This is a genomic window from Geobacillus sp. GHH01 (assembly GCF_000336445.1).
GTDB lineage: Bacteria > Bacillota > Bacilli > Bacillales > Anoxybacillaceae > Geobacillus > Geobacillus zalihae.
On sequence record NC_020210.1, the window covers coordinates 1953776 to 1975458 of the forward strand.

Annotated in this window: 17 protein-coding genes and 1 pseudogene; 1 reads left to right on the plus strand and 17 read right to left on the minus strand. The window is 46.4% G+C overall.

Going from position 1 to position 21683, the window contains the following annotated elements:
* Positions 1-4: 4 nt before the first annotated feature.
* From GHH_RS09595 to GHH_RS09605, 3 genes are all read right to left on the minus strand, one after another.
* Positions 5-1057 (minus strand): aldose epimerase family protein, encoded by a 1053-nt coding sequence (locus tag GHH_RS09595; protein WP_015374989.1) that lies wholly within the window; start codon positions 1055-1057, stop codon positions 5-7.
* A 16-nt stretch (positions 1058-1073) separates the two neighbouring features.
* Entirely contained in the window at positions 1074-2069 is a 996-nt protein-coding gene (locus GHH_RS09600; protein WP_015374990.1) for a Gfo/Idh/MocA family protein, read from the minus strand.
* A gap of 65 nt (positions 2070-2134) precedes the next feature.
* Entirely contained in the window at positions 2135-3640 is a 1506-nt protein-coding gene (locus tag GHH_RS09605; RefSeq protein ID WP_015374991.1) for an alpha-N-arabinofuranosidase, read from the minus strand.
* Positions 3641-4057: 417 nt separating this feature from the next.
* On the opposite strand from GHH_RS09605, the pseudogene GHH_RS19525 reads away from it, so the two are divergent.
* Positions 4058-4914, plus strand: a pseudogene (locus GHH_RS19525) (transposase); the annotation flags it as partial.
* A 300-nt stretch (positions 4915-5214) separates the two neighbouring features.
* Here GHH_RS19525 and GHH_RS09610 read toward each other — a convergent pair.
* The 14 genes from GHH_RS09610 to GHH_RS09675 form a co-directional block, all read right to left on the minus strand.
* The gene (locus GHH_RS09610) at positions 5215-7146 is read right to left on the minus strand and encodes a glycoside hydrolase family 127 protein (RefSeq protein WP_015374992.1); all 1932 of its coding nucleotides are present in this window, start codon (positions 7144-7146) and stop codon (positions 5215-5217) included.
* A 36-nt stretch (positions 7147-7182) separates the two neighbouring features.
* The gene (locus GHH_RS09615) at positions 7183-7944 is read right to left on the minus strand and encodes a carbohydrate ABC transporter permease (protein ID WP_236612562.1); all 762 of its coding nucleotides are present in this window, start codon (positions 7942-7944) and stop codon (positions 7183-7185) included.
* A gap of 78 nt (positions 7945-8022) precedes the next feature.
* On the minus strand, positions 8023-8901 hold the full coding sequence (locus tag GHH_RS09620; RefSeq protein ID WP_041470711.1) for a carbohydrate ABC transporter permease: 879 nt from the start codon (positions 8899-8901) through the stop codon (positions 8023-8025).
* A gap of 122 nt (positions 8902-9023) precedes the next feature.
* Positions 9024-10346 carry a sugar ABC transporter substrate-binding protein gene (locus GHH_RS09625; RefSeq protein WP_015374995.1) on the minus strand — a complete coding sequence of 441 codons (1323 nt, stop codon included), beginning with the start codon at positions 10344-10346 and terminating at the stop codon, positions 9024-9026.
* A 306-nt stretch (positions 10347-10652) separates the two neighbouring features.
* The gene (gene araA, locus GHH_RS09630; RefSeq protein ID WP_015374996.1) at positions 10653-12143 is read right to left on the minus strand and encodes an L-arabinose isomerase; all 1491 of its coding nucleotides are present in this window, start codon (positions 12141-12143) and stop codon (positions 10653-10655) included.
* Positions 12144-12159: 16 nt separating this feature from the next.
* Positions 12160-13854, minus strand: coding sequence for a ribulokinase (locus GHH_RS09635; protein ID WP_015374997.1), 1695 nt, complete (start codon positions 13852-13854; stop codon positions 12160-12162).
* Positions 13855-13870: 16 nt separating this feature from the next.
* The gene (araD, locus tag GHH_RS09640) at positions 13871-14557 is read right to left on the minus strand and encodes an L-ribulose-5-phosphate 4-epimerase (RefSeq protein ID WP_015374998.1); all 687 of its coding nucleotides are present in this window, start codon (positions 14555-14557) and stop codon (positions 13871-13873) included.
* Positions 14558-14652: 95 nt separating this feature from the next.
* Positions 14653-15747, minus strand: a complete 1095-nt coding sequence (locus GHH_RS09645) for a GntR family transcriptional regulator (RefSeq protein ID WP_015374999.1) — start codon at positions 15745-15747, stop codon at positions 14653-14655.
* A gap of 272 nt (positions 15748-16019) precedes the next feature.
* Positions 16020-16622 (minus strand): pyroglutamyl-peptidase I, encoded by a 603-nt coding sequence (locus GHH_RS09650; protein WP_013523917.1) that lies wholly within the window; start codon positions 16620-16622, stop codon positions 16020-16022.
* An 18-nt stretch (positions 16623-16640) separates the two neighbouring features.
* On the minus strand, positions 16641-17030 hold the full coding sequence (locus GHH_RS09655; RefSeq protein ID WP_013523918.1) for a DUF3899 domain-containing protein: 390 nt from the start codon (positions 17028-17030) through the stop codon (positions 16641-16643).
* Between the two features lie 69 nt (positions 17031-17099).
* Positions 17100-18725 (minus strand): peptide ABC transporter substrate-binding protein, encoded by a 1626-nt coding sequence (locus GHH_RS09660; protein ID WP_013523919.1) that lies wholly within the window; start codon positions 18723-18725, stop codon positions 17100-17102.
* Between the two features lie 27 nt (positions 18726-18752).
* Positions 18753-19715 (minus strand): ABC transporter ATP-binding protein, encoded by a 963-nt coding sequence (locus tag GHH_RS09665; RefSeq protein ID WP_013523920.1) that lies wholly within the window; start codon positions 19713-19715, stop codon positions 18753-18755.
* On the minus strand, positions 19716-20726 hold the full coding sequence (locus GHH_RS09670; RefSeq protein ID WP_013523921.1) for an ABC transporter ATP-binding protein: 1011 nt from the start codon (positions 20724-20726) through the stop codon (positions 19716-19718). It lies immediately after the preceding gene.
* A 15-nt stretch (positions 20727-20741) separates the two neighbouring features.
* The gene (locus tag GHH_RS09675; protein WP_015375000.1) at positions 20742-21683 is read right to left on the minus strand and encodes an ABC transporter permease; all 942 of its coding nucleotides are present in this window, start codon (positions 21681-21683) and stop codon (positions 20742-20744) included.

Here is a 21683-nt window from a genome sequence, read left to right on the forward strand (position 1 = left end):
CCGTCTATGACGTCCGCACACCAAACCGGTAGACCGTCGTTGATGCTCGCTCTTTGCCAGCCGGCAATACGATCGACGGAAACTGCGGATGATGAACCGCATCCGGCAGTCCTTGTGTTTCCAGGCAGATGCCTAAATATTTCCGCGACGGCACGCCGCCTAGATCCAACCCTTCCGGCAACTGGTTCGATGTATACACCACCACGCCGACTTCGTCCGTCTCCACCGTCAACACTCGCCCGCTCTTCGGGTCGGAAAGCACAATCTCTTTGTCATGATGCCGATCGAGCCAAAACGGATGGTCATAACCCCCGCCAACGAGTTCAATTTGCGGATGCCCGGATTCGACCGCCTCCCAGATCGCCTTTCCTTGCCGCAAGTCAAACGGCGTGCCGGCGACATCCAAGACGCGGCCTGTCGGAATCAGCTCCTCATTCAATTCCAGCACACGCGAGCTTTGGATTGTCAGCGTGTGGTCCAATATATCGCGCTTGCCGTTGCCGCTTAGGTTAAAATACGTATGGTTCGTCAAATTGAGCAAAGTTGTTTTGTCCGAACGAGCCCGGTACGTGACGGTCCATTCGTTGTCATTGTTGAGCCAATATTCCACTTGAACATGAACCGTTCCCGGGTACCCTTCCTCCCCGTCCGGGCTCGTGTACGAAAAGACGACGCCCACTGCATCGTCGCGCTGGACGGGCTCGGCCTGCCACAGCACGCGGTGGAATCCGTTCGAACCGCCGTGCAGATGGTTGTTGTGTTCGTTTTTCGCCAGTTGATATGTGATTCCATCAAGTTCGAAGCTCGCTCCACGAATGCGCCCCGCCACCCGGCCGATCACGGCGCCGAAATAAGGGGCGTTCTCAACATACGGTTCAAATCGTCCAAACCCGAGCACGACGTTTTCGATGTTGCCGTTCCGGTCGGGAACGCGGAGGTCCGTCACGATGCAGCCGTAGTTTGTCGCCGACAGTCCCATGCCGCGGTCGTTTGTCAAGGTGAATAAGAACACGTCGTTTCCATTCCATTCGGACCACTTTTCGTATGTAATGTTCATCTCGATTCTCCTTCCTTCATAACCGTACAATCGCTCCCGTTTTCATCGATGTGCGGCAAGCATCAAGCGCCCGTGCTTGTTGGATCATGCGCTCCGGGGAATACAACAGCGGCGTTCCTTCGAGAACGGCGCGTGAAAAGTGCTCGATTTGCAGCGCGTATTGATCGCCTGACACCGTTTCCTCGCGTACGTTCCCATCAGCCGTTGCGACCGTAATCCGTCCCTCTCCATCATCCACATCCGGTCGATACGCCCGAGAAACAACAATGTTTCCTTTCGTGCCGATGATTTCGTACTCATTTTTGAAGAACATATCGAAGCTGCACGTGAACTGCGCAAGAACACCGTTTTCCATCCTCATCCAACCGTTCGTCGTCAAATCGACCGAATGGTGTGAATCAAAATGGGACTGAACAAATAGTTCAATAGGTTCGGCGCCAAGGATGTGTCTTGTCGAGTGCACACAATAACAGCCGACATCGAACAGACTTCCCCCGCCAAGCTCATCGTTCATGCGAATATTCGTCTCCCGGTCTTCCAGGTAAAACGAGAAATGGGTGCGCATGTACTTGACATCGCCGATCTCGCCAGCAGCTAGAAGTTGCTTCACCCGCTCGTGCTGCGGGTGGAATTGGTACATGAACGCTTCCATAAATAAAACGCCATTTTCCTCGCACACCTCGATCATGCGCCGGACATCTTCTGCGCATAAAGCGGCAGGTTTTTCACAAAGCACGTGCTTTTTCTTCTTCGCCGCTTTGATCGTCCATTCAGCGTGCAGGCTGTTTGGAAGCGGGATGTACACTGCGTCGACGTCCGGGTCATCAAGCAGCTGGTCATAGCTGTCATACGCTTTCGGAATACCGAGCTCCTTCGCCGCTTGTTTAGCTTTCCCGCTCTCACTCGCAATGGCCACGACTTCAGCGTAATCCGCCCGACGAATGGCGGGAATCATCACGTATTTGGCAATGGCCGCTGTACTCATAATACCAAAGCGAACTTTACGCCCCATGTTTCGTCTCTCCTTCCCGTTTTCAAAGGGAGAGGCTGGCCATCAGACCAGCCTTCATTTCCTTATCATTTTCCTAAACGGATGACGTTCCACGACAACTTCGGCAACGTCGCCGATACTTTTCCATCGGACATCTGAGCGTCGCCGTTGCGATGCGGAACAACCGGGGACGACTGCGCCGAATTCGTTTGTTTCACGTTTTCATGCTCCAAAACGATATGCTCAATGACGCGATAGTCTTCAAAACTGCGAACATCGCATTCGAGCAGCAACGCATCGTCCATATCACGGTTGACGGCAAAAATCGTCACTTCTTCTTTTTCTTCATTGTAAACCGCAATCGATTCTAAGTATGGCACATCGGTGAAGTCTTTGCTGTCGTATTTCGGGCTGGAAACCACCGGATGCAACGCCACTCCTCTTCCATACACAGAGGCGTGCATAAACGGATAATAAATCGTTTGTTTCCAAGCCGGACCGTTCTTTTCCGTCATAATCGGTGCAATGACGTTGACTAGTTGGGCCAAACAAGCGATTTTCACCCGGTCCGCATGTTTCATGAGCGTAATGAGCATGCAGCCGACAAGAAGCGCATCTTCAAGGTTATAAATATCTTCCAACAGAGGCGGCGCAACAGTCCACGGCTCAATTTGCTTATCCGCCTCATTTGAGTGGTACCATACATTCCACTCATCAAACGAAAGATGGATCGTCTTCTTGCTTCGTTTTTTCGCCTTCACATAATCGGCAATCGCCACAACCGAACGGATAAAATCATCCATTTCCAGCGATAGCGCCAAATAATTGGCCGTATCATTGTCTCGGTTCCCGTAGTATTGATGGAGAGAAATATAATCGACATGCTCATACGTATGATCAAGAACCGTCGCTTCCCATTCCGCAAACGTCGGCATATTCCGATTCGAACTGCCGCAGGCAACGAGTTCAATCGTCGGATCGACCCACTTCATCACTTTTGCGGCTTCACACGCAATCCGCCCATACTCCACCGCCGTCTTGTGGCCGATTTGCCACGGGCCGTCCATCTCATTGCCTAAGCACCACGTTTTAATTTTATGGGGCTCTTTATAGCCATGGGAAATACGCAAATCGCTGTAATACGAGCCCGATGGGTGGTTGCAGTATTCGACTAAGTTGCGTGCTGCATCAATGCCGCGTGTCCCTAAGTTGACAGCCATATTTACTTCGGCTCCGACCATCTTGGCCCAGTCCATAAATTCATTCAACCCGATTTCATTCGTTTCCACCGACCGCCATGCCAAATCCAACCGCCGCGGCCGCTTTTCTTTAGGTCCAACGCCATCTTCCCAGTTGTAACCGGACACAAAATTCCCGCCCGGATATCGTATAATGGGCACTTGTAACTCTTTGACCATTTCAATGACATCTTGCCGAAAGCCGTTTTCATCGGCCTGCGGATGGCCTGGCTCATAAATCCCTCCATACACCGCGCGGCCGAGGTGCTCGATAAATGAGCCATAAATGCGTTTGTCGATTTCAGCGATTTTGAAGTCTTTTTCGATGATCATGGTTGCTTTTTTTGCGGTCATCTGCGATTCTTCCTTTCTGTTTTTTATTATACTCCCAATCTATTTTTCTCTTCCCCATTTCGGCTTTGCCGGAAACGGGCAACACTCCTTGTTTCCACTTTGCCTGATAGTGGACAAGATACCCGCTATGAGCACATGTCGTGCCGTACTGAAGAGAAGGACAATTTATGCATATACTGACCCTTTTCTCATAAACATCATCAGGAACGAAAAGCTGAAGGATCAATTTGTTCAACAAGTTTAGCCATCATTTTCTGTGTAACAACCGTACTCCCTTCGCAGCCCCGGCACCGTTTTTTCATGTTTTTAGCTGCCTTGATCCTCACCGTAGATTGGCTAAAACAAAACTGTTTCATTTTCATCAAGTATGGGCCGTACCCAAAAAACCAAAGAAGTCCCCTAAGGCATCACGAACTTTTATTCGCTCTGATTGTTTCCAAGTATATCTGCCAAACCCGCCGTTCACTTTGTTTCCCTAGCCGCTGTGTGTGGCGGATTCGCCCGAAATGATGGCTGGGGAAAGACTCCTTCCATAAACCCTGTATCACGATGAACGCACCGGAACAAAGCTGTACGTGGCTTATTCACCAGAATCATCATCTCCGACGGACGTTGTGGAAACGATTGAGTTATGCCACGATGTTCCTATGGGGGAACAACTGACGAACCCCCAACAGGTACTAGTAGAAGGCCGGACGTATTTCAGAATGCATCGGCGAATTTATCGGGCGGCGCCAACTGTTTTTCATTCGTGTGAAGGACAATGTAGAGATCCGTTAAAGAAAAGCCTGAAACACCTTCCATGCATATCATTACCGATTCAAGATGATTTCACTTGTTAGCTAGGAACGAAACAATGCCGTTCTGTCAAGCGTCATCGGGTACGTGATCTTTCAAGATGCAAGTGGTCATGACATTCGTGTTGTGATGAACATTTTGAACTTATCTGCCGAAATCATTACCGATACGGATCAAGGGAGTTGGATCGTTGAGGTGTTTTTTTCGTTGTATGAAGCAATATCTCAATGTCCCAACATTATTTGGTACAACCGAAAACGTAGTATATAATCAATTGTTTGACATTTTCATCACATATCTGTTGTTGAGACGGCTTTATGGTCAAACAAGCAAACGAACGAAGCACCATCTTTCCTCCACTTCTTCCATTTTCCATTTTCCTTCAAGCAAATTCCGCTCGATTGGAAATATCCAAGGGCACCATTGCTTTATTTGAGTATGCTCAAATGTATGGAAGGACCATGTCTAAGTTTTAGATAATCAACACTCGTGGCTTTTCCCCATCTACATTCTCTGTCCCCTTTATTACCTAACAATAAACATTGGCCCCACGCTTACGTAAATAGCGACTATCAAGCAACGACCGACCGATCATCTTTGCATCCGGACTGGGCATGAATGTTATTGCCGCCATTTTGGTCAACTCCCCCAAAAGTTGGATTTCTCTCAAAAAACAGCCCACGTCCATGTACTAGGACGCCTATCATTTGTAGCGGATCAAGGGCTGAGTCAAAACACACTCACGTTTTGAGCCAGCCCTCTTTCATCAACGGAATTTACTTCTCATTCACCCACACCGTCATCTCCCCTTCTCCTCGGTTGCACCAGGCATAATAAGGAATCGCACGGAACGGAACTTGATAGGTTTGGGGGTCAATCGGCCGATACAACTCATCATTCCATGCTGATTCATCCATTCGCTCGGCGGTTCCGGTGATCACTACAACCCCTTCTAGCAAGTCCGGCTCAAAGTGCGCTTCCAGATGGGCATCGCGCGGGAGGAACAGATTCGCTAAATTTGGCCCATTATCAACTTCTTCCAGGCAATACACAATCGGCCCGCGCTGCAACGCGACTTTCCCGGCATTGGCGCGCACTTGAGGATGAGCCTTGATCCGTTCAACTGGCATCGGGAAAACAAGCTCCACTTGATCCCCTTTTTTCCATATCCGTTTGATATAAGCATACCCTTTTTGGATCAGTGGAACCATGTCTACTTTTTCTCCATTGATCGTTAATGTTGCTCCCCGACACCATCCTGGAATGCGCAAGCCAATCGTAAATTCCCCAGCGGATTCCGGCAAAACCGTCAATCGAACCGTTCCATCCCAAGGATAGTTCGTCTCTTGCACGATTTCGACCGACCGTCCACCGAGTTCCGTCCGAATGTCGCTGCCGACATAAAGGTGGACGAACAAGGCGTCTGATGTTTGCGAATAAATATAATGGCCAATCGACGCGATGAGACGGGCCAAGTTCGGCGGGCAGCACGCACAACTGAACCATTTTTGCCGCACCGGTTTCACATGGCGCTTGTCATGGCGTTCGCATGCCTTCGGCCACACTTCGAGTGGATTGACGTAAAAAAACTTCTTGCCGTCCAAATCCATGCCGCTAATGGTTCCATTGTATAATGCCCGTTCCATTACATCCGCGTATTTCCCATCCGTCTCCAACTCGAGCATGCGGCGCGCCCAAAATACTAAGGCGATCGATGCGCACGTCTCCGCATAGGCCGTGTCATTCGGCAAGTCAAAATCAAATGTGAACGATTCACCAAACGCGCTCGAGCCGACGCCGCCCGTGATATACATTTGCCGTTTCGTTACGTTTTCCCACAACGTTTGGCATGCTTGCTTCAACGATTCGTCTCCCGTTTTCGCCGCCAGTCCCGCCATGGCGGTATACATATAGAGCGCCCGCACCGCATGCCCAACGGCTTGTTTTTGTTCCCTGACTGGAATGTGAGCTTGGTGGTAGCGGTAATCATCATGAAACCAAAACGGTTTGGTTTCTCCTCTTGCTTTTTTCTCCCAATCAAAGTAGTGAGGCTGCTGTCCGCGCTGGTCAATAAAATATTGACTCAGTTTAAGATAGCTCTCATTTCCCGTCACTTCATACAGTTTCAACAGCGCCAACTCAATCTCCTGATGTCCGTCATATCCCGGAATTTGACCCTCTCCCCGGCCGAATACCGTGCCGATATAATCGGCATACTTGCACATGATATCCAAAAAGCGCCGTTTGCCTGTGGCCCGGAAATAAGCGACCGCTGCTTCAATCAAATGACCGGCACAATACAGTTCATGATTGTCCCGCAAGTTTGTCCATCGCTTTCCAGGCTCCTTAACCGTATAATACGTGTTGAGATAACCGTCCGGCTGCTGGGCGCGGCTGAGCAGCTCAATCACGTCATCGGCGAGTGCTTCCAATTCCGGGTCACGCTTTTCCTCGAGTAAATACGCGACCGCTTCGAGCCATTTCCCTACATCGCTGTCTTGAAAAACCATCCCGTAAAACTCTCCATCCGATTCCCCTGCGGCAATGCGAAAGTTCTCAATCGCATGGCTTGGTTCAGCACTAGGGATAAGATCATTCAATGCCTCCCACTGATACGGTACAACTTCTTTTCTAACAACATCTACATATCTACTCCAAAACCCTTCAGTAATTTTAATGTTAATGTTATTATTCACCTTTTGTTTCATGCCCCTCATCCTCCATTTTTTATTATTAAAATCAAATTAGTCTTTCAATCCTGATAACGTTATACCGCGAATAAAGAAGTCTTGGGCCAATAGAAAAATCACTATAACGGGTAATAAACTAAGCACAGTCCCAGCCATTAATACAGGCCAGTCAGTAGAATACATCCCTTGCATAGATGCCAAGCCTAACGGTAATGTCATTTTCTCCAAAGAATTAATAAAAACAAGAGGCCCAAGAAAATCATTCCATGTTCCCATAAAGACAAAGACTCCTAAAGTAGCAAGAGCAGGTTTAGATAGCGGCAAGAATATCCTCCAATATATCCCAAATGGTGTGCAACCGTCTATCTTAGCAGCATCTTCCAAGGCTGATGGAATAGTAAGGAAAAATTGGCGCATTAGAAAAGTTCCAAAAGCCGAAACAAGCCCCGGTAAAATCAATGAGGCATGAGTATCGACCAATCCATAGTAGCGCATCAAGATGAACGTGGGAATCATAGTAACTTGACTTGGAACCATCATAGTTGCAAGATATAACCCAAATATTATATCGCGATAACGAAACTTAAGACGTGCAAATACATACCCAGCCATTGAACTCGTAATCAGTTGACCGATAACTACAATAACTGTTATCTTAAGACTGTTTAGAAAAAATAGATCAAAAGGAAAGCGATCAAAAATTCTAAGATAGTTTTCCCAATGTATTTCTTTCCCAAATGGTTTAGGGGGAAATATAAATACCTCACTCATATCCTTAAATGAAGTACTCAACATCCACAAAAACGGGAAGATCATAAAAATTGCCCCTAAACTAAGACACACATGTGCCAATACCCTTTGAGTTATACTTTTTCTCATAACTCTCGCACCTTTTTAATAAATTTCAGATTTCTTCTTCTGATGCCAAAACTGCACTAGCGTAACAATTGAGATCATAAAGAATAAAACATACGACATTGCACTAGCATAACCCATTTTGAAGAATTGAAATGCATTTTCATAAATATAGTGAACCATAACGGATGTTGACCTTGCAGGCCCTCCCTGGGTCATAAGGAATACTGAATCGAACACCTGAAAAGACCCTATAACAGACATCACTGATACAAAGAAAGTAGTTGGAGAAAGGAGGGGGACTGTTATATTCCAAAACTTCTTAAACCAAGTTGCTCCATCGATATCCGCAGCTTCATAATAACTCTCCGGAATAGACTGTAATCCAGCCAAAAAAACTAACATATTGAACCCCAAATTTTTCCATACACTAGTCATGATAACTGCAGGCATTGCCCACTTTGTACTTGTTAACCAACTTGGTCCTTCTATACCGAATAGACCCAAAAAATAATTTAAAACACCATATTCTGGATTATAGATCCACTGCCATATTACGGCTACGGCCACCATAGACGAAATAACAGGGAGAAAATAAGCAGTTCTATAAAATTTTATCCCTCTAAGTCCTTGATTGAGAGCTACTGCTAATAATAAAGATAGAACAATGCCTACTGGCACAGATACAATGGTGAAATAAAGTGTATTCCAAAAAACTTTTTTAAAAGTTTCATCGTGAAATAGGTTAATATAGTTCTGTAAGCCCACAAACTTGATCGGCTGTAGTAAATCCCATTCAGTAAAGCTGAGTAGAAAGGAAGCTATGATAGGCCAAAATGTAAATAATAGAAAACCAAGTAAATTAGGAAACAATAAAACAATTGCCCATGTAATATCTTTGCGAAATAACCCCAGAATTATACTTTTTTTACTCCATGCCCTTAATTTTATAGATAATTGAATATCATTTTGCGTATCCATTTTGACCCCCCTCTTCTTAGAAAGGCCCTAGGAGAAAACTAGGGCCCTATCGCTCGTATTCAATCTCTTTGTTTTCTAAGCTCTTCGTTTGAACGATTATCGATCCTCTCAACCACCTTGTCTAGCGACTCACCGTTGTAATAGAATTTGTCTAATTCCTCAGTAATAATGGAGGTAATCTTGTTATTAGAGAGGAAGGCATTAGGATAAGGCTTAGCATTCTCAAAATATGTCACCATCTTTTCAAAGCCTTCTGGATGCACTTCCTTATTATACCATTTTTTGATCCCTTCATTTGTATACAGGGCTTTGCGATTAGGCATCCATAGACCTTCCTTGACTAGCTGGATTTGATACTCTTCAGAGGAAAGAAAACTAACCAACTTCCAGGCTTCTTTAGGATACTTAGTTTTAGCTGAAACAGCATGTACGTGAGCTTGACCGTGAGTAACTGCCTCCTTAAATTTTGGTAATGGAGCCACCCCGACAGGAAACTTCATGGACGCCAGTTCCTGTAATGACCAAGAACCATCAATAAGCATACCAATTTTACCTGTTTGTAACATTTGTGTTGGTCTCATTCCTATTTTTTCTAATACACTCGTTTCTGGAGCTACTCCATACTTAACTCTTAAATCTAAAACAGATTGTAAAACTTGTTTTACCTCCGGGGTATTAAAGGTTGATTTCGTAAAACTGTTATTGTATGGACTCCCACCATTGGAGAAATATTCAGCCACCGTCATGTAGTTATTTTCGAGTCCAAACACTCCAAACTGTTCAACCTTATCTCCGTTCTTTTTAGTAAGTTTTTTAGCAACCTCTACAAATTGCTTCCATGTCCAAGCCTTTTGGGGATCGCTAGAAGGATAAGGAATTCCTGCTTCGTCGAATAACTTCTTATTGTAAAAAAGGACGGGTGATACTGTACAGCTACTTACACCAAAAATCTTCCCGTCAATCTGCATAATACTTGCCGCTGAAGGTATAAAGTCATCAATAGAATACTCTTCTTTAAAGTAAGGGGTTAGGTCTAGAAGAACTCCTTTTTTCTGAAAGGTCCGGTAATCCTCAGAGCCTAGAAAAAATACATCAGGAGCAGCGTTGCCTGCCAACATGGTTAATAATTTTGAGCTATATTGAGATTGAGGAATTGGTGTGTACTGAACTCTTATGTTAGGGTTTTCCTCCATAAACTTTTGGAGTCCTTTCTTAACAGCTTCAGTCTCTAATGGGCTAGCCTCCCATCCCATGAACTTTAGAGTTACAGTTTTTGATTCACCTTCCCCCTGGGCAGTTTTATTATTAGAACTGCATCCTCCTAATACTATTAAAAATGTTGTGAGTAATATTATCATTATGATTGACTGTTTTTTTCTCACGAATAAACCTCCCTTTCCATGAGTTATTACAGAGATCAGTAGTAACAACAAAAAATTCTAACTAACAATTTATATGTACGTACAAAACCACCCCCATAATGATTGCTTTGGAAATTAAACTATTCTTGAAAGCGTATTCTAGTTTTTATATTATCGCTTTTTGTTCGTACATGTCAATATTTTTTTGAATTTTAATTCATTTATTTTTAACAATTGTACGAACATATAGTTATGTGTAGGTTCAAGAAGGGACACGAGCTCTCAGCCCGTGCCCTAGGATGCCAAATCATTCGATTTTCTAAATTCTTATCTCCCCCGCCAAAACACTTCATTCCATCTCAATTCATTTTTGAACGATGAGACAGACGTCTGTTCATTGATCACGACGCATTCAATGCCGGTCATTTCTGCAAAGTCTTGCAATTGTTCTGTTGTAACCGCAAATGAGAAGCACGTATGATGCGCGCCGCCGGCTAAAATCCATGCTTCAGCCGAATCGCGCAACGATGGGCGTGGTTTCCATAAAATACGGGCGACCGGCAATTTCGGCATGTCGTGTTCCGGTTTCACCGCATCGACTTCATTGACAATGAGACGGAAGCGGTGTCCTAAATCAATCAACGATGCATTGACCGCTGCGCCCTCGCCGCCATCAAACACCAGGCGGGCTGGATCTTCTTTTCCGCCAATCGAAAGCGGATGAACTTCGATGCGCGGCCGCGTTGCCGCGATCGTCGGACATACTTCGAGCATATGAGCGCCGAGAATCAGTTCGTTGCCCGGCTCAAAGTGGTACGTGTAGTCTTCCATGAACGATGTTCCTTTACCATCGGCCATCACTTTCATCAACCGGACGAGGGCGGCCGTTTTCCAATCGCCCTCGCCGCCGAAGCCGTATCCTTCCGCCATGAGCCGCTGAACGGCGAGTCCTGGGAGTTGCTTCATGCCATGCAAATCCTCGAACGTCGTCGTAAAGGCGGTGAAGTTGCCATCTTGCAAAAAGGCTTTTAAGCCAAGCTCAATCCGAGCCTGTTCGCGGATGGACTCGCGAACCGGTCCATCTTGACGGCCGGCGGGTACAATGTCATACAGCTCCTCGTATTCATCGAGCAACTCGTTCACTTTTTGTTCGGAAACATCGCGGATGTATTGCACCAAATCCCCGATGCCATAGCCGTTGACCGACCAGCCGAATTGAATTTGCGCTCCGACTTTGTCCCCTTCCGTCACAGCCACTTCACGCATGTTGTCGCCAAAACGAGCCACTTTTAGGTTGCGGCTTTCCGCAAAGGCGACGGCCGTCCGCATCCATTTCGCCAGCCGCTCGCGGACTTCCGGGTCTTCCCAATGACCAACGACCACTTTCCGGGCCACTCCCATTCTCGCGCCGATAAATCCGTATTCCCGATCACCGTGAGCCGATTGGTTCAAGTTCATAAAGTCCATATCGATGCTGTCCCACGGAATATCACGGTTAAACTGGGTGTGAAGATGCAATAACGGTTTTCGCAACTCCAAAAGGCCGCCAATCCACATCTTCGCTGGCGAGAACGTATGCATCCAGGTAATGACTCCGGCGCATTGCTCGCTCGCATTCGCCTCAAGGCAAACGGTCCGAATTTCTTCTGGCGTTGTGACAACCGATTTAAAAACGAGCGGGAACGGGAACACCGAATCGCGATTGAATTCGTTGACGATCGTTCTTGAGTGTTCTTCAACTTGTTGTAACGCCTCTTCCCCGTATAAATGCTGGCTTCCTGTTACAAACCAAAATTCATAAGGACGTAATGATAGCATGATTGCCCCTCCCCATTTACGATAAAGTCACCGATTCTTTTGCTGCCCGTGCGGTTTCTTTCCAATGTTTAAGCCGTTTCATGACATCGTTTTCCCCACGGCCGAAGTAGTCATGCAATTTCGTATATTCTTGATACAACTGCTCGTACATTGCCACATTCTCCGGAATCGGTTTGAACGTCTCTTCACGCACTTTTCCCATGTTTCGCGCCGCCTCAACGATTGATTCATAACCGCCGTTCTCTTTGCCGGCCGCCACCGCCGCAAACATTGCCGCTCCCACCGCCGGGGTATGTTTGGATGCCGCGATCTTAATCTCACGGTTCGTCACATCGGCGTAAATTTGCATGAGCAGCTTGTTTTTTTGTGGCAGCCCGCCACACGCGTACAATTCGTCAACGTTGACACCGTTTTCAACGAAAGCATCGATAATTTTGCGTGTGCCAAAGGCCGTTGCCTCAAGCAGCGCACGGTAAATCTCTTCTGGTTTCGTTAGCAACGTATAGCCAATGATGAGCCCGGTTAAATCAGTATCGACCAATACGGAGCGGTTGCCGTTCCACCAGTCCAACGCCAACAGCCCGGTTTCCCCCGGCCGATAGGCAGCGGCACGCTTCTCAAGCCATTCATGGACGCTGACTCCTTCTTTTTCTGCCGCTTCTTTCACATAAGCCGGAACGCCTTGCTCCACATACCAAGCAAAAATGTCCCCCACCGCCGACTGGCCGGCTTCGTAACCGAAATATCCTGGAATGATGCCGTCTTCCACAACGCCGCACATGCCTTCGACGTATTTTTCTTCTGTGCCCAGCAGCATATGGCAAATCGAGGTTCCCATCGCCATCACCAGCTTCCCTGGTTCGACAACCCCGACACCGGGTACGGCCGCATGGGCATCGACATTTCCGACGGCGACGGCTGTTCCCGGAAGAAGACCCATCATGGCCGCCATTTCATTCGTCAGCACGCCTGCTCTCGTGCCGAGCGGAACGATCGGACCGCGCAGTTTCGTGTCTGTCAAGTGTTCCAGCCGCGGATCGAGCGCCCGGAAAAACTCCTTGCTTGGATAGCCGTCTTGTTTATGCCAAATCGACTTATAGCCCGCCGTGCAGCTATTCCGGACGATATTGCCGGTCATTTTGAAAATGACCCAATCAGTCGCCTCAAGAAAAAGGTCGGTCTGTTCGTAAATCTCCGGATCTTCGTTTAGAATCTGCCAAATTTTCGCAATCATCCATTCGGATGAAATTTTTCCGCCGTATCTCGGCAAAAATGCTTCGCCTCGTTTGGCCGCAATTTCATTGAGCAAGTTCGCCTCATCCTGAGCGGCATGGTGCTTCCACAATTTCACCCAACTGTGCGGACGGCTCTTGAATTCTGGCTTTAGACAAAGCGGCTCGCCAGAAGCATCAACCGGCAGCATCGTGCAAGCCGTGAAATCGATCCCCACCCCGATGACATCAGACGGACTCACTCCAGACTTTTGCAAAACGGCCGGGACTGCAGTCGCCAACACTTCGATATAATCACCAGGGTGTTGCAGCGCCCAGTCTGGCTCGAGTTGTACGTTCGATTCCGGCAGGACTTCATCAATGACTCCGTGAGGATACGGAGTGACATGGTCCGCAATTTCGTTTCCTTCTAGATCAACGAGAACAGCTCGTCCCGATTCGGTGCCATAGTCAATGCCAATGACGTACTTTTTCCCCATCTCGGTCTCCCTCCCTTTACTGCCCATAGTAAGCGTTTGCACCATGCTTGCGCAAATAATGGCGATCAAGCAGCGTTTGGCTGATCGGCTGTGCATCTGGATTGAGCATGAATGTTCTTGCCGCCATTTTCGCCACTTCTTCCAAGACAACGGCATTATGAACCGCGTTCGCTGGATCTTTCCCCCAAGCAAACGGGCCATGGCCGTGCACCAAAACACCTGGCATTTGCAACGGGTCGAGAAAGCGGAACGTTTCCGTAATGACCTTTCCAGTTTCTAGTTCATAGGCTCCTTGAATTTCTTCATTGGTCATCGGCCGGGTGCACGGAATTTCTCCATAGAAATAGTCTGCGTGTGTCGTCCCTAATGCCGGAATTCCTTTTCCGGCCTGCGCCCAAACAGTCGCCCAAGTCGAATGGGTATGAACAATTCCTCCGATTTCCGGAAATTTTTTATACAACCAAAGATGGGTGGGGGTGTCCGACGACGGTTTTAAGCCCCCTTCCACCACATTTCCGTTCAAATCCACGACCACCATGTCATCAATGGTCAACTTGTCATACGCCACTCCGCTTGGCTTAATGACAACCAATCCGCGCTCCCGATCAATCCCGCTCACATTTCCCCACGTAAATGTCACGAGGCGGTATTGTGGGAGCTGCAGATTGGCCTCTAATACGGCTTGTTTCAATTTCTCAAGCATCAGCCTCCACTCCCTCTATAAAAAAACTCCTCACCTCCATTATATTATTGTACGTACAATTTTTCTATAGTTTTTGAATAAATTCAAACATATTTTTAAATTTCTCTTGTAGAGTTCCGGACAATCAACTCCGGCTTATACACAATATCGTTGACTTTTTCAACAGCTGGTTGCTCAATCATTTGAACAAGCATTTCAGCCGCTTGGACGCCCATCTCTGTTTTCGGGTGGCGGATCGTTGTCAGTTTTACTTCTGTCGCTGTCGCAAACGTCGAGTCATCAAACCCTACAATCGAAAGATCATCGGGGACTGACAGCCCTTGTTGGCGAATGACTTCAAGAAGCAAAATCGCCAGCTCATCGTTGTAGCACACAAAGGCTGTCGGGCGCTCCTCTTTCGGCCGCTGCAAAAACTCCCGCGCCACCTCAAGCGGCTTTGTCCATTTCTCCTCTGTTGCGTAGGAAAGAAGATACTCCGTGGCCACAGGCACCTCGTGTTGCTGATGGGCGCGAATAAAGCCGCGCAAACGATCCACCCCTTGCAAATCGTCAGTTTTAAAGAAACCAGCAATTCGGCGATGCCCTAAACGAATGAGATGATCGGTCAATAAAAATCCTCCCTGCTCATCGTCCATTTTCACGCATGGACAGCTCACTTCCAAATAACGGGCGTTAATCATAACGTACGGGATGTGAAGGTTGTTGAGCGACAAGTAATAGCCAAGGTTCGGATTCCCTTGCGCACTTTTGGTCGGCTCGATGATCAGCCCGCTCAACGGCTCCCGGATCATCTCCTCAAGCTGTTCTTTCTCTCTCTGTTTGTCGTTATTCGTGCTGGCAAGCAAAAGACGGTATCCTTTTTCCCGTAGCGTCTCCTCCGCTCCTCGGACGATATGGGGAAAAATATAATCGGAAATATAGGTCGTTACGATTCCGATCGTTTTCGTATCCACCTGTTCTTTCGGCTTCGGTCGGGACACAAATGTGCCGCTCCCTTGGATTTTGTACAGCCATCCTTCCTTCTCGAGTTCCCCGAGCGCTTGCCGAACGGTATGTCGGCTTAGTTGAAACTGGTTGGCGATCTCATGCTCGGTCGGAATTTTCTCATCCGGCTTCATTTGTCCGGAAATGATCCAAGATAAAATTTCTTGTTTTAATTGCAGATATTTCGGCAGCGTTTTCTCCTTCATAGTCCACCTCAATGATAAAATAATGAGATACAAATTAATTTTATTATAGCAGTTTTTATTTGTCCGTATCTATTTCTCCAATTTCAACAACATTTCATCCACAAAATTCACTGGATTAGACAGCAGGACAACCCTATTCTCTTACTTTCTTCTAAAATGTATCAAAGGAATTAGCTAAAATAATTAGGGGCTTTTTTGCACAAAAAATCCCTTCTTCATCGGGGATTAGAGAGAACTCCCCTAATGAAAAAGGGACGGAGACAAACAACGAACTACTCTAACTCTTCAATCATCAACATCACCGCATCCCGCAAATCCTTGTACGACCAACTCGGGAAAGTCGGCCGCTGAACAGCAAGCTCGTGCGAGGCGGGAAGGTGGACAAAGCCAGCCTGCACGGATAAATTTTCAGTACTTACTTTATGCAAGACAGAATACATGACATGGTTGCACAAATACGTTCCCGCTGTATTAGAGATTTGCGCAGGATAACCCCGCTCATTCAAGACGTTGACAAGTCGGCGGATCGGCAAGGTCGAGAAATAGGCCGCAGGCCCATCTTCGACAATCAGATCATCTTGCACCCGCATGCCGCGATTATCCGGCCCTCCGTCTTGACAATTGATCGCCACTCGTTCTGGGGTGATTTTTGTACGCTCGGCGGCGAGGCCGAGAGACATGACGACATCGGGTTGGATTTGTTCTAAGTACTCTAAGCAACACAAGGATGACTGTGAAAAGTCGACCGGAAGAACACGGCCATAAACCCAATATTTTCCTATTCCCTTTCCGTCCAATTCCCTTACAATTCGTTCCGTTGGATTAATGGGAAATTCCAAAAAAGGTTCAAAGCCCGTCAATAAAAGCTTTTTCATTGAATTTTCCTCCCAACGCTAAACGTTGCTGTTTAAATAGTAGAAAAACAAATAAGTCAAAGATATGAATAGACAACCCGTGCCTGTGCCAAGCAAAACCGTTTTGATGCGAGTTGTTATTCGACTTTTCCAATCGTTCAGCCAAATATCGTTTGTCAACTTCTCTTCTTCGCGAATCAACATCTTTGGTTTCGGCACGATCCATCGATACAATCGCTGGAAACCTTCGAAAAACGGACGGAAAAAGCCGGTCTGATAGATAAACAAAGCCGCTCCTGCCACCAATAAAACAAGGCCCAACAAAAAGCAATCGTTAACGAAAACAAGCATGCTCGTCTCATCATAAAACTGTTTCACGCATAACAAAACAATGACCGTACAAAAACTAGCCATAAAGTACGGCGTCATGATCCCCCTCCTCATGGAGTAAAAGGGAAGAATTATCCATAATCAGGATAATTCTTCCCCTTCTTTATCCTACTCTGCTACTTTTTTCGCCCAGCGCACGTCCGGATAACGGTTGACGGGATAGACAATATCTTTAAAATTCGGCGATGTTAAATAATTTTGCGAATAGAAATAAACAGGGATAAACGGCAGATCCGTCATTAGTACTTTTTCCGCTTCATGGAGGAGTTCATATCGTTTTTGGTCATCTTGTTCCACTTTCGCTTTCGCCATCAAATCATCAAATCGCTTGTTTACCCAGTTCGTGCGGTTGTTCGGGCTGTCGCCTAAGTAGTAATCCAAAATCACTGTCGGATCAACAAACACACCGATCCAACCCATGCGGGCCATTTGGAAATTGGATTGCTGTGTCGTTTCCAAGTATGTTTTCCATTCTTGGTTGGCCAGTTTCACTTTCACGCCAAGGTTCGTTTTCAACATTTCTTGAACAGCTTCAGCAATTTTTTTATGGTTCTCGGCGGTATTATACATTAGCGTGACTTCTGGAAGCTTTGTCCATCCTTCTTCCTTCATACCTTCTTCCAATAACTGTTTCGCTTCTTTGACGTTCTCTTCAAAATAAGAACCGCCCACTTCTCGGAAATCGCCTTTCGGAGTATTGACACCGTATGGTACGAAGGCATAAGCCGGTTTTTCACCAGATTTGGTAATATTTTTGACAATTGCCTCCCGATCAATGGCCATGGCAAAAGCGCGGCGAATTTTTGCGTTCGTAAACGGTGGTTTGTCTACATTCAGCATAAACATATACGTACCAAAGTATGGAGTGATTTTAAACTCCTTATTATTTTTTTCTTGGTCAATGACGTCAGTCGGCAAGGTGTCAATTAAGTCAAGCTCCCCTGTTTTATACATTTGATAGTATGTCGTCGCATCATTGACCATCTTCCATGTTACCTTTTGCATATTAATTTGATCTTTGTTCCAATAATGTTCATTCTTTTCGATGACAACTTCACTATTATGCTTCCATTCTGTCAAACGATAAGCCCCGTTGCTTACATATCCTTTTGCGTCCGCTGCCCATTTCGGGTTCGATTCAACGAGAGATTTTTTCACTGGATAAAATGTCCACATGGTCAGCAATTTATCAAAATATCCCAACGGTGCTTTTAATTCCACTTGGAATGTTTTGTCATCCAACGCCTTAATCCCTACCTGATCCGCGCTTCCCTTTCCTTTGTTATATTCTTCGGCCCCCTTGATGTAATACATATAAAAAGCGAACGGGCTCCCTGTCTTCGGATCAAGCACACGTTTCCAAGCGTATTCAAAGTCATAGGCCGTGACTGGATCACCGTCAGACCATTTTGCATCCTCACGAATCGTAAACGTATACGTTTTTCCATCTTCTGATATTTTTACATCACTTGCGGCTCCTAATACAGGCTCTCCTTTTTGATTTTTCGTATACAATCCTTCAAATAGGTGGTCGATCACCCATCCCGACGTCGTATCCGATGCGATTGCAGGGTCTAAGCTAGGCGGCTCAGTCTTTGCATTCAACGTAATTTCCTGCTTAATATTCTTGGCCGCCTCACTTCCTTCATTTGACGGCGTTTCATTGCTGCAAGCGACAAGCGCCGTTGAAACGAATAGCAACAACACCAATACAGTTAGAAGACTTCTTTTCATCCTTGATTGATCCTCCCTTGAATATTTTTACTGATGATATAAATGACAAGCTGTCCAATGGTTTTTTCTGACTTCCTTCCAAGCTGGCTCCTCTTCCTTGCAAATATCCATGGCATATGGGCATCGCGTCCGAAATCTGCAGCCACTTGGCGGGTTGACGGGACTCGGCGGATCCCCGGATAGAACAATTCTTTCCCTTTTTCTCGCCAATCTTGGGCTAGGGATCGGTATAGCTGACAAAAGCGCCTGCGTGTAAGGATGCAACGGTTCTTCAAACAGCTCGGAACTCGTTGCAATTTCCATCATCTTGCCAAGGTACATCACCCCTATCCGATCGCTAATATGTTTGACCATCCCTAAATCATGGGCAATAAACAAATAGGTTAAATTTCCCTCTTGCTTTAAATCATCCAGCAAGTTCACGACTTGCGCTTGAATCGACACGTCCAAAGCCGAGATTGGCTCATCGGCAACAATAAATTTCGGTTTAACCGCCAACGCACGGGCAATGCCAATTCTTTGCCTCTGCCCCCCGCTAAACTCATGGGGGAACCGCTGTGCATGTTCCGGATGTAATCCTACTTTTTCAAGAAGAGCGTACACCATCTCCTGCCGTTCTTTTCCTTTCGCTAACTGATGGGCATCAATACCTTCCGCAATAATATCGCCAACCCTCATCCGCGGATTCAACGACGCATGAGGATCTTGGAAAATCATCTGCATTTCCCGGTTCAACCTTTTCCTTGTCGATCGGTCCAAATCACCCGCCAACTCATGGCCGTCAAAACGAATCGTGCCAGAAGTCGGAGCATGGAGGCCTACAATCATCTTCCCTAACGTCGATTTTCCACTTCCACTTTCTCCCACTAATCCAAATGTTTCCCCTTTGCGAATCGAAAACGAAATGTCATCGACCGATTTTACCGTTTGATTCGGGCCAATCCGAAAATATTTTTTTACGTTCTCCACCTGCAAAATCTCTTCGGACATTCACTGCTCCCTCCCCGTTGCAACCAGTGGTTCCACCTTTGGAGCTCTCGGATCATTCAGCCAGCATCTCGCTGTATGTCCTTCGGAAATAACGAACTCCTGAGGGCTTTTTTTAACACAAATTTCCATTGCATATTGGCAACGCGGAGCAAACGGACAGCCTTTTGGCGGTGAAAAAAGGTCGGGAGGTGCCCCTTCGATCGGCACTAAACGTCTTTTTTCCTTTTCGTGCAAATTCGGAATCGATTGCAACAGCCCCCATGTATACGGATGTTTGGGGTTTTCAAATATATCGAAAACATCCCCCGTTTCCACGACCGTCCCGCCATACATAACGATCACCCGTTGCGCCATTTCGGCCACTACTCCTAAATCATGGGTAATTAAAATGATCGACGTGCCCATCTTTTGCTGCAGCTCTTTCATTAAATGGAGAATTTGCGCTTGGATCGTTACGTCCAATGCCGTCGTCGGTTCATCAGCAATAAGTAGTTTGGGATTGCAGGCTAAAGCGATCGCAATCACTACTCTCTGCCTCATTCCGCCGCTGAACTCATGGGGATATTGGTGATATCTTTCTTCCGCGTTCGGAATCCCTACTAGCCTCAACAGATCGACTGCCTTTTGTTTCGCCTCGATCTTTGATAGTTTTTGATGCTTCCGCATCCCTTCTGCAATCTGTTTGCCGATCTTCATCGTTGGGTTTAATGAAGTCATTGGATCTTGGAAAACCATCCCAATTTCTGAACCTTTTAATTTTCGCATGTCTTTTTTGGATAAATGAGTGAGATCTCTTCCGTTGAAGAGAATTTTTCCTTCTTTAATATTTTTTCTTGGAATTAACCCCATAATAGTTTGCACGGTCACGGTCTTGCCGCTCCCGCTCTCCCCGACAATAGCAACCACTTCTCCTTGATCAATGTAAAACGAAACATCTCGAACGGCTTGCACTTCCCCACCGTAGATCGGGAATATCACTTTTAAATGTTCTACTTCCAATAGATGGCCCATTGAAATGATCACCCCCTACTTTCTTCTCGGATCTAATGCATCTTGCAAGCCATCTCCAAATACGTTAAAAGCGAACATGGTTAACGAGATCATGAGACCCGGAAAAAACAGTCTCCACCATTGGCCGCTTAAGATGACCCCCAAAGCATCATTCGCCATCGTCCCCCAGCTGGCAAATGGGGCTTGTACGCCTAATCCTAAAAAACTTAAAAATGATTCAGCAAAAATGGCCTGAGGAATCGTAAACGTTAAATTTACAATAATGATTCCTAACGTGTTGGGCAGCAAGTGTCGGAAAATAATTTTTGCATGAGACGTTCCCAGTTTCTGGGCCGCCATAACGTATTCTTGTTGCTTTAACTGAAGAATTTGGCCGCGAATAATTCGGGCCATCCCTACCCATCCAGTGATCGAGAGCGCGACAATGATCGTCCATAACCCCGGCTCCATCACAACCATGAGCAAGATCACAACTAATAGGTAAGGAATGCCATACAATACCTCGACAATTCTCATTAAAATGTTGTCGATTCGATCTCCTAGTTTTCCTCTTCCTGCCATATATCCTGAGACGCCACCAATCAACACCCCGATAACCAAATCGATGAGAGCGGCCACAAAACCAACCGTCAACGATATGCGAGCGCCATACCATGTGCGCGACCACATATCTCGCCCTAAATCATCTGTTCCAAACCAATGTTTGCTGGAAGGCGGTTGATTTCCGTTCGTTAAACTTTGATCATCGTAACTATATGGAACTAAGTGAGGTCCAATAATGGCCATAATAACGATGCATAATAAGAGCAACGCCCCGAACATCGCCATTTTATTTTTGATGATTTTCAAACCGGCTTCCTTCCAAAAACTGAGACTCGGTCTTTGAATGGCATCTGACTGAAGCTTGCTACGGTCGATGGGACGAAATAAGTCGGCCTCTTCTTTCACTGAAATCAC